The sequence below is a fragment of the Paracoccus sp. (in: a-proteobacteria) genome, from assembly GCF_030538695.1.
In the GTDB taxonomy this organism is placed as follows: Bacteria; Pseudomonadota; Alphaproteobacteria; order Rhodobacterales; family Rhodobacteraceae; genus Paracoccus.
This window is the reverse complement of sequence record NZ_JAUNTN010000045.1, coordinates 1-6,368: the sequence shown is the minus strand read 5'-3', so window position 1 is coordinate 6,368 and position 6,368 is coordinate 1. Positions and strand designations below refer to the sequence as shown.

Genomic DNA, 6,368 nt, shown 5'->3' with positions numbered 1-6,368 from the left:
TCTCGCATGCGCTATGGCATGGATCACTTAAATGAAGACGCCGCCTAACGCCAGCCTGCCGACCGAAGGCGGCGTGACCGAAGTGTCCGTGGTTCTGGCGCTGATCCAGCTGATGGGCTTTGCCGGGCTGGTGTTCGTCTGGGTGTCGCAGACGCGGATCAACACCGCGAATTATTATCTGGCCGCCGTGAACATGGAAAGCTTTGCCCAGACCGCTTTTCGGGTCAAACTGCCCAAGGTTGTCTGGGCGATTGTCGTCGGGATCATCAGCTATATTCTGATGCTGGCGAATGTCTTTGCCTATATCCTTCAGGCGCTGGCCTACCAGGGCATTTTCGTCGTGGCATGGGTCGCCATCGCGCTGGTGCATATCCTGATGGAGGGCAAAGCCGGGGCCGAGCAAGACCGCGTGAACTTTCGCCTGCGCGACACGGCGGCGGTGAACCCGGCAGGACTTGGCGCATGGCTGTTTGGCGCAGCGGTCGGACTGGCGCTGCATTTTATGGGCGGCGGTCTGGCGACGGCCTCCGCCCCGATGACCTTTGTCGCGGCGGCGGTCGCCTATGCGGTGATGCACCGTCAGAGGCTGGCACGCGACGGATCGGTCGGAACTGCCTAAGAAGCTGCGATCACGGTTGTTGGGGCAGGGACATTGTGGGATGGTACGCGCTATACTGTCGATATCAATACACAGAAATCCAATGAGGCATTGCTGCGTTGGAACGCGTGACGCCCCTTGCGGCCCGGAGGGCAGCCTGATGCAGGGCAGTGAGACCAACAGCCTGTTGATCGCCCGCCGCTATACGCTCGAGGCGGGTCGCATCCTGCGGCTCATCCGATTTCAAGTCCATGCCGAGGAGTCCATTCTGGCCCTTGGCGTCTCTCCTTACACGACGATGATCTCCCCAAGCAGCAACGACGCGTTACGTCTGGCCGCCTGTCGTGGCTACCTGAGACCGGTTCGTGAGCAGATCTTGCTCGAACGGCTGAAAGCGCCACCGTTGCGCTCGTCTGAGGTTGAGGAACCATACGGTGTCGAAATGCAGACGACGCAGCGAGGGTTGCTGCTGATCATCTGCAAAAGTTATCTTTTGGCGGCCGTGCAGGCGTTTGAGCGCAGCGACGGCAAAGAGCGCCGCCGGACCTGATGAATGCCCCTGTCGCGTCTTGCGGCAGGGGCATTTCTAATATCTGGCGGTTGTTTCTTGACTGGACAGCTCAGCCGGTCAGGCGCCGCCCGCCGACCGCTGCCAGTCTTGGCCCGGGCGGATATTGATCCTCGGCGCGGAAGCGGCGCGTGATCGAAGAAATATCTATACGCTGCATTTCAATATAGTATTTCAGCGTCGTTATAGGAAATCCCTCGGGCAGGTAGTTGACGATCCCGACATCTGGGTTCTGATGCCCCATCAGGTAGCGCCGGGCGGTGTCGGGAACGGCCAGCGCGACACATTCGCTGTTGAATGTTGTCCTGAGCCCGTGAAGGTCCAGCCGTCGTTCATAGACGTCATGCCGCTTGCGGTAGTATTCGAACCGACCATTCATAATCTCGGCATAGGTATTCTTCTTGGTCCTTGCGCGCTGGATCGTGTCGAAGATGCGCCTTTTGGCGAGGCGGCGTTGATGGGCGACCAGCTCAAGGAAACCGAGCTCGAGCAGCTGGCTATGAATGGGGACCAATCGCTTGCCGTTCTCGCTTTTGACGCTTTGACCTGTGCCGCGTTCGATTTCGAAATAATAGACCCCATCAAGGCTGCGAATATTCGCAGGCTTCAGTTGCAGGATCTCTTCACTGCGCATGCCGCTCAGCCGGGCGATGAGCGGGACCCAGTAGATTGGATCCGTGATCGCCGTTTTATCAGATGTCCAGGCCTCGGTTGCCAGCAACTGCTGAAACTCGTCATGCCAAAGCTTGCGGGTGGTTTCAGGAAGGCCGCGGCGCATCGCAGAGATGGCCTTTTCGCCGAGCACGAACTGTTTGAAGGGATTTTTAGGGAGAATTCCTTCGGCAACCGCATGGTCCAGCGGTGCCGACAGATATTTCTGGTGACGTTGAAACGTCCGAGGGGCGATGCGCGGCACGAGGGCGCTGCGTCGCAGCTCTTCGGCCTCATCACCCGACAGTCGGCGCTGCGCTATTTTCTTCTCGGCCGCTGCCTACTGACGCGCTTCCTTTTCATCCGCTGCCGCGATGATCTCAGCATAAGAACGGCCACGATCCTTAGGTGATTTGCCGTGGTTTGCCGGAATCCGGCGGATCATGTCGTTGAAGCCAGACCAGTCTTTGGGGCCGATGGCGCCGACATCGCGGTTACCCAGAAGATCTTCGATCAGCTTGCGTGTTGACCGTGTCGTGTCCGAATCCTTGGCGAAACGCGTAGCTTTGCCTGCATCGGTATAGACATAAGCGCCTTCACGGCTCTCCCCGCGCATCCGTGCCTCGAACCATGTGTCCCAGACTTCAAGCAACATCGGTGGCGTATCCGGCGCCTCGTGTTGCGGCGCAGGGTAGGATATGGTCAGCTCATCGCAGGAAACAACGATGCCTTCCGGCCGGGCGTGCTGCTGCGGCGCGGCCGCGTCGGCTGGCGGGGCGACGATCTTCGGTTCGGTTGTCGTCGCCGCTTGCGGGAGGACAACCATGCTCCGCGCTTCTGGGCTTTGGAGGGTCTGCGAAGAGGCCATCCCGTTCAACGCCGCCTGAAGATAGGGCTGAGGCTCCGAAAAAATGCCCCGGCTGCGGCGCTCGCGTTCGTCGCTGATCTCGATCATGAGCCGGATCATACGGTCGGCGAGGATCGCGTAATCTTCTTCGGCCGGATCAATGGCGATCCCGAGCCTTGCTGCCGTATCATGGATGGGCGCAGCTGCTATGCTGTGATCACAGAGAAAAATCGCATCGCGAAGCGAAGCGCGGGTGGCAGCTTCGAGGGCCATCGCCGCAGCGGCGGCCTCGCGGGTGCGCCGGCCTGTCAGTGCGCGCAGCCGGTCCGCCGCTTCGATCTCGAAGCGCGCGTATGCGGTCAAAAGCTGCGTCATCTGTTCGGGCTGCATATCCGTCTCGGCCTGAAAGCAGAGATCGGAAAGACCAGTGATCCGGAGCCCGCGCTCTGCTGCGTCGGCGAGGACATGCGTCCGAAGGGAGAAAGACAGAAACGGAACCGAAAATTTTTTTCGGCAGCTTTTCGGCACCCGCCTGCGCCAGATATAACCATGACGGCGGAGATGGAGAAAATCGGTGTTGTGAAGCATGGCTGTCAGCCCCAGTGAGGGTGAGACAGCTGCGTCGTGATGTGCGTGCAAATGTGCGCGCGCAATGACGATTCTGCCGAAACCAGCGGGGCTTTCCCCAAGGTTTTGCAGTCAGGCCAGCACTTTGCTGAGAGATTTGGCTCCGGCGGTAGGGTTTGCACCCAGAAAGCCGGAATCTAACCTAAAATCATCACCTTGCGGCGCGCGCCCGGAACGCTGACCGGGAACAGGATGGACATGATGTAGCAGAGCCGCTTACAACCCGCAACATGGTGCCGTTCAGCATGGTTTTGGTTGACTTTGGTGCGCCGAGGGGCTATCTGCCCTGACGAGGCGATAGACCGGCTGGAACAGCGCCTCCCACGCCATCGGCTCTACGCGAGATGCGGGTATAAGCGGGCAACCGCGAAGTGGACGCTGGGTCAAAAAGCCGCCTTTGGGCGGTTTTTGCCGTTTGGGGTTATCTGAACTTTAACGGCTGGCCTGCGAAAACCTTTCTACCAACAGCCGCCATGAGGTGGTTTTTTCATAAACATGAGATATTAGAGGTTTGAACAAGAACGAGCAGGAGGTTCTGATGTTGTCATCGGTCGAGATGTGTGCTGGTGCCGGTGGACAGGCGCTGGGCTTGGAACAAGCGGGCTTTGACCATGAAGCCCTTGTCGAACTCGAACCTCCCGCTTGTGCCACGCTGCGCGCGAATCGGCCAACATGGAATGTCATTGAGGGCGACCTCCGTGCTTTCGACGGCAAAGCCTTCAAGGGCGTTGATCTGCTTGCCGGGGGCGTGCCATGCCCGCCCTTCTCGAAGGCCGGGAAGCAACTCGGAGCCGACGATGACCGCGATTTATTTCCAGAAGCAATCCGTCTTGTTGATGAGATCCGGCCCCGCGCTGTGATGCTTGAAAATGTCCGGGGTTTACTTGACGCCGTTTTCTTCGATTACCGCCAAAAGATCGAGAAACAACTAAAAAAACTTGGCTATGTCCCCGGCTGGCGTCTCCTGAACGCCTCGGATTTTGGCGTGTCTCAACTGCGCCCCCGCGTTGTTTTCGTGGGTATCCGCGCCGATATGGCGGATCATTTCTCATGGCCAAAGCCGCAGGACACTTCTCCCGCTACGGTGGGCAATTTGCTTCAAGACCTTATGGCGAGTCGTGGATGGCGTGGGTCGTCGGCTTGGGCAAAGCGTGCTGACGCGATCGCGCCGACGCTGGTGGGCGGCTCAAAAAAGCATGGTGGGCCGGATCTCGGGCCAACCCGTGCCAAAAAGGCTTGGGCGACGCTTGGCGTTGATGGAATGGGCTTGTGGGACGAAGCGCCCGGCCCCGATTTTGTCGGGATGCCTCGGCTAACGCCTCGCATGACGGCGCGAATTCAGGGGTTCCCTGATGAATGGTTTTTTGCTGGCCGGAAAACGGCGGCATATCGACAAATCGGAAACGCGTTCCCTCCGCCGGTAGCAAGGGCCGTCGCTTCCAGTATCAGTGCGGCGCTGGTCGCACGCCCAAGAATCTACGGGGTCGCCTGATATGCCGGAAGTGATCGGGCCAAGGGCCCTGTTTAGAGAGGCCAGAGAACAGTTTCATGCCGATCTACTTCAAACCGTCCTAACGGTGAATGCGCAAGGGGTCTGGACAAACGCAGACAAGGATAGCCGCGCCTCGTGCGTTATTTCGGCTCGCATGGCAGAATTGTTGCGTGCGGAAACGGTAGCGGAAAGGCTGGCGGGACAAACTTCCGGGAGGAGGTTTGAAGAACTGGTCGCGGCGTTCGTCAGATCAACATTCTGTCCGCTTAATCACCTTCGTCCCGGCCAATGGGCTGTTGAGCAGATTTCCGGAAGGGGCAGAGTGGAAACGCTGGCGAGATTTGCTCAGTTCTCACATTTGAGAGCCATCGCGGAGGCTGTGCGCGGAAATGTCCAGTTGGCGGCGGCTATCGGCAATGAGTATGCCATCAAGCCGGATGTCGTCGTTTACAGGGGGCCGGAGTCGGATGACGCGATTAACGCCCCCGGTTTGATAGTGGATGACGAATTAGCAACTCGTGCCCCGTTGCGCGCGTCCTTCAATCAACAGCCGATTCTTCACGCAAGCATTTCGTGTAAATGGACGATGCGTTCGGACAGATCGCAAAACGCACGAAGTGAGGCGTTGAACCTGATACGCCATCGCAAGGGGACAGTTCCGCATATCGTGGCGGTCGTCGCTGAACCTATGCCAAGCCGGATTAGTTCGGTGGCACTCGGAACAGGCGATCTTGATTGCGTGTATCATTTTGCGCTCTATGAACTTCAACAGGCCGTTCAGGAAGTTGGTTCAGAGGACGCGCAAGAGACATTGCAGATTATGGTTGAGGGCGGGCGCCTGAAAGATATTTCAGATCTGCCGCTCGATCTCGCAGTATAAAACGGGCTCGCCAAAAATAAGGCTTGCTCTGTTAAGGGGCAAGCATGACAAGTCAATATGCGAGTATTTCCCTTCGGCTGAAAGTGCCGGAAGAATTCGCGGATAGGCTACGCGGCTATATTGGGATTCAGGTTCACAATCCGTCGAACGGATTTGCGTTTGTCGATGTGAACGAAACCGGCCCGGACGGTTTACGTTTCATCGCTGACGCACTCGACGACAGATTAGACCGCTGGCCGCGTCCTCGGTCCCGCTGACCAAGCGGCCACTCTGGCAAGAGCCGGGGAAGTCCAGAAACGGCGGTGCGCGTTTCTGGTCAGGTGTCCAGAGGGCGAAGCGCCCCGGTCTCGCGGAAGGCGTCCCCCGGAAGGGCCAGGGAAGTCCAGAAACAGCGGCGCGCGTTTTTGGTCAGGTGTCCAGAGGCTGAAAGCCTTGGTCGGGGTTTCCAAAGGGGCTGAAAGTCCCTTGGTCCAGCCGAAGGCGTGAGGGGTTTCGAAAGGGGATGAAAATGCTGTTAGGCATTTTCTCCCCTTCGCCGGAGATACATAACAGAGCCCCCTTGGGCGAGTTATGTATAGTAGGTTAAGATATGGCGAAGCCCCCACCTAATGAGATTGCCAAAGGCAATCCCCGCGCCGCGTCCACGCGGCTCGCTCTTCTCAACGTTGCCCGCCTTGCGGGGCAACGAAAACACGACAAAAGAAT

7 protein-coding genes are annotated in these 6,368 nt (G+C 58.4%); 5 read left to right on the top strand and 2 right to left on the bottom strand.

The annotated features are described in order from the left end of the window. Positions 1 to 31 precede the first annotated feature (31 nt). Positions 32 to 619 carry a hypothetical protein gene (locus Q4G24_RS16240; RefSeq protein ID WP_303367585.1) on the top strand — a complete coding sequence of 196 codons (588 nt, stop codon included), beginning with the start codon at positions 32 to 34 and terminating at the stop codon, positions 617 to 619. A gap of 139 nt (positions 620 to 758) precedes the next feature. Beyond that, positions 759 to 1,148: a hypothetical protein gene (locus Q4G24_RS16235; RefSeq protein ID WP_303367584.1), complete on the top strand. Its 390-nt coding sequence runs from the start codon at positions 759 to 761 to the stop codon at positions 1,146 to 1,148. A 70-nt stretch (positions 1,149 to 1,218) separates the two neighbouring features. On the opposite strand, the gene Q4G24_RS16230 is transcribed toward Q4G24_RS16235, so the two are convergent. Further along, entirely contained in the window at positions 1,219 to 2,082 is an 864-nt protein-coding gene (locus tag Q4G24_RS16230; protein WP_303367583.1) for a tyrosine-type recombinase/integrase, read from the bottom strand. Between the two features lie 75 nt (positions 2,083 to 2,157). Beyond that, a complete protein-coding gene (locus Q4G24_RS16225; protein ID WP_303367582.1) occupies positions 2,158 to 3,252 on the bottom strand; it encodes a DUF6538 domain-containing protein in 1,095 nt (364 codons plus the stop codon). A gap of 550 nt (positions 3,253 to 3,802) precedes the next feature. On the opposite strand from Q4G24_RS16225, the gene Q4G24_RS16220 reads away from it, so the two are divergent. From Q4G24_RS16220 to Q4G24_RS16210, 3 genes are read left to right on the top strand one after another with little or no spacing between them, the layout of a single operon-like run. Next, a complete protein-coding gene (locus tag Q4G24_RS16220; RefSeq protein ID WP_303367581.1) occupies positions 3,803 to 4,783 on the top strand; it encodes a DNA cytosine methyltransferase in 981 nt (326 codons plus the stop codon). A 1-nt stretch (position 4,784) separates the two neighbouring features. Next, the gene (locus tag Q4G24_RS16215; RefSeq protein ID WP_303367580.1) at positions 4,785 to 5,663 is read left to right on the top strand and encodes an NgoMIV family type II restriction endonuclease; all 879 of its coding nucleotides are present in this window, start codon (positions 4,785 to 4,787) and stop codon (positions 5,661 to 5,663) included. 44 nt (positions 5,664 to 5,707) lie between these two features. Then, entirely contained in the window at positions 5,708 to 5,920 is a 213-nt protein-coding gene (locus Q4G24_RS16210; protein WP_303367579.1) for a hypothetical protein, read from the top strand. The last annotated feature ends 448 nt before the right edge of the window (positions 5,921 to 6,368 follow it).

Excerpts from the sequence above, each read along its gene's own strand:
- Q4G24_RS16240 (WP_303367585.1), top strand. The coding sequence starts at position 32 with ATGAAGACGCCGCCTAACGCCAGCCTGCCGACCGAAGGCGGCGTGACC.
- Q4G24_RS16235 (WP_303367584.1), top strand. The coding sequence starts at position 759 with ATGCAGGGCAGTGAGACCAACAGCCTGTTGATCGCCCGCCGCTATACG.
- Q4G24_RS16225 (WP_303367582.1), bottom strand. The coding sequence starts at position 3,252 with ATGCTTCACAACACCGATTTTCTCCATCTCCGCCGTCATGGTTATATC.
- Q4G24_RS16215 (WP_303367580.1), top strand. The coding sequence starts at position 4,785 with ATGCCGGAAGTGATCGGGCCAAGGGCCCTGTTTAGAGAGGCCAGAGAA.
- Q4G24_RS16210 (WP_303367579.1), top strand. The coding sequence starts at position 5,708 with ATGACAAGTCAATATGCGAGTATTTCCCTTCGGCTGAAAGTGCCGGAA.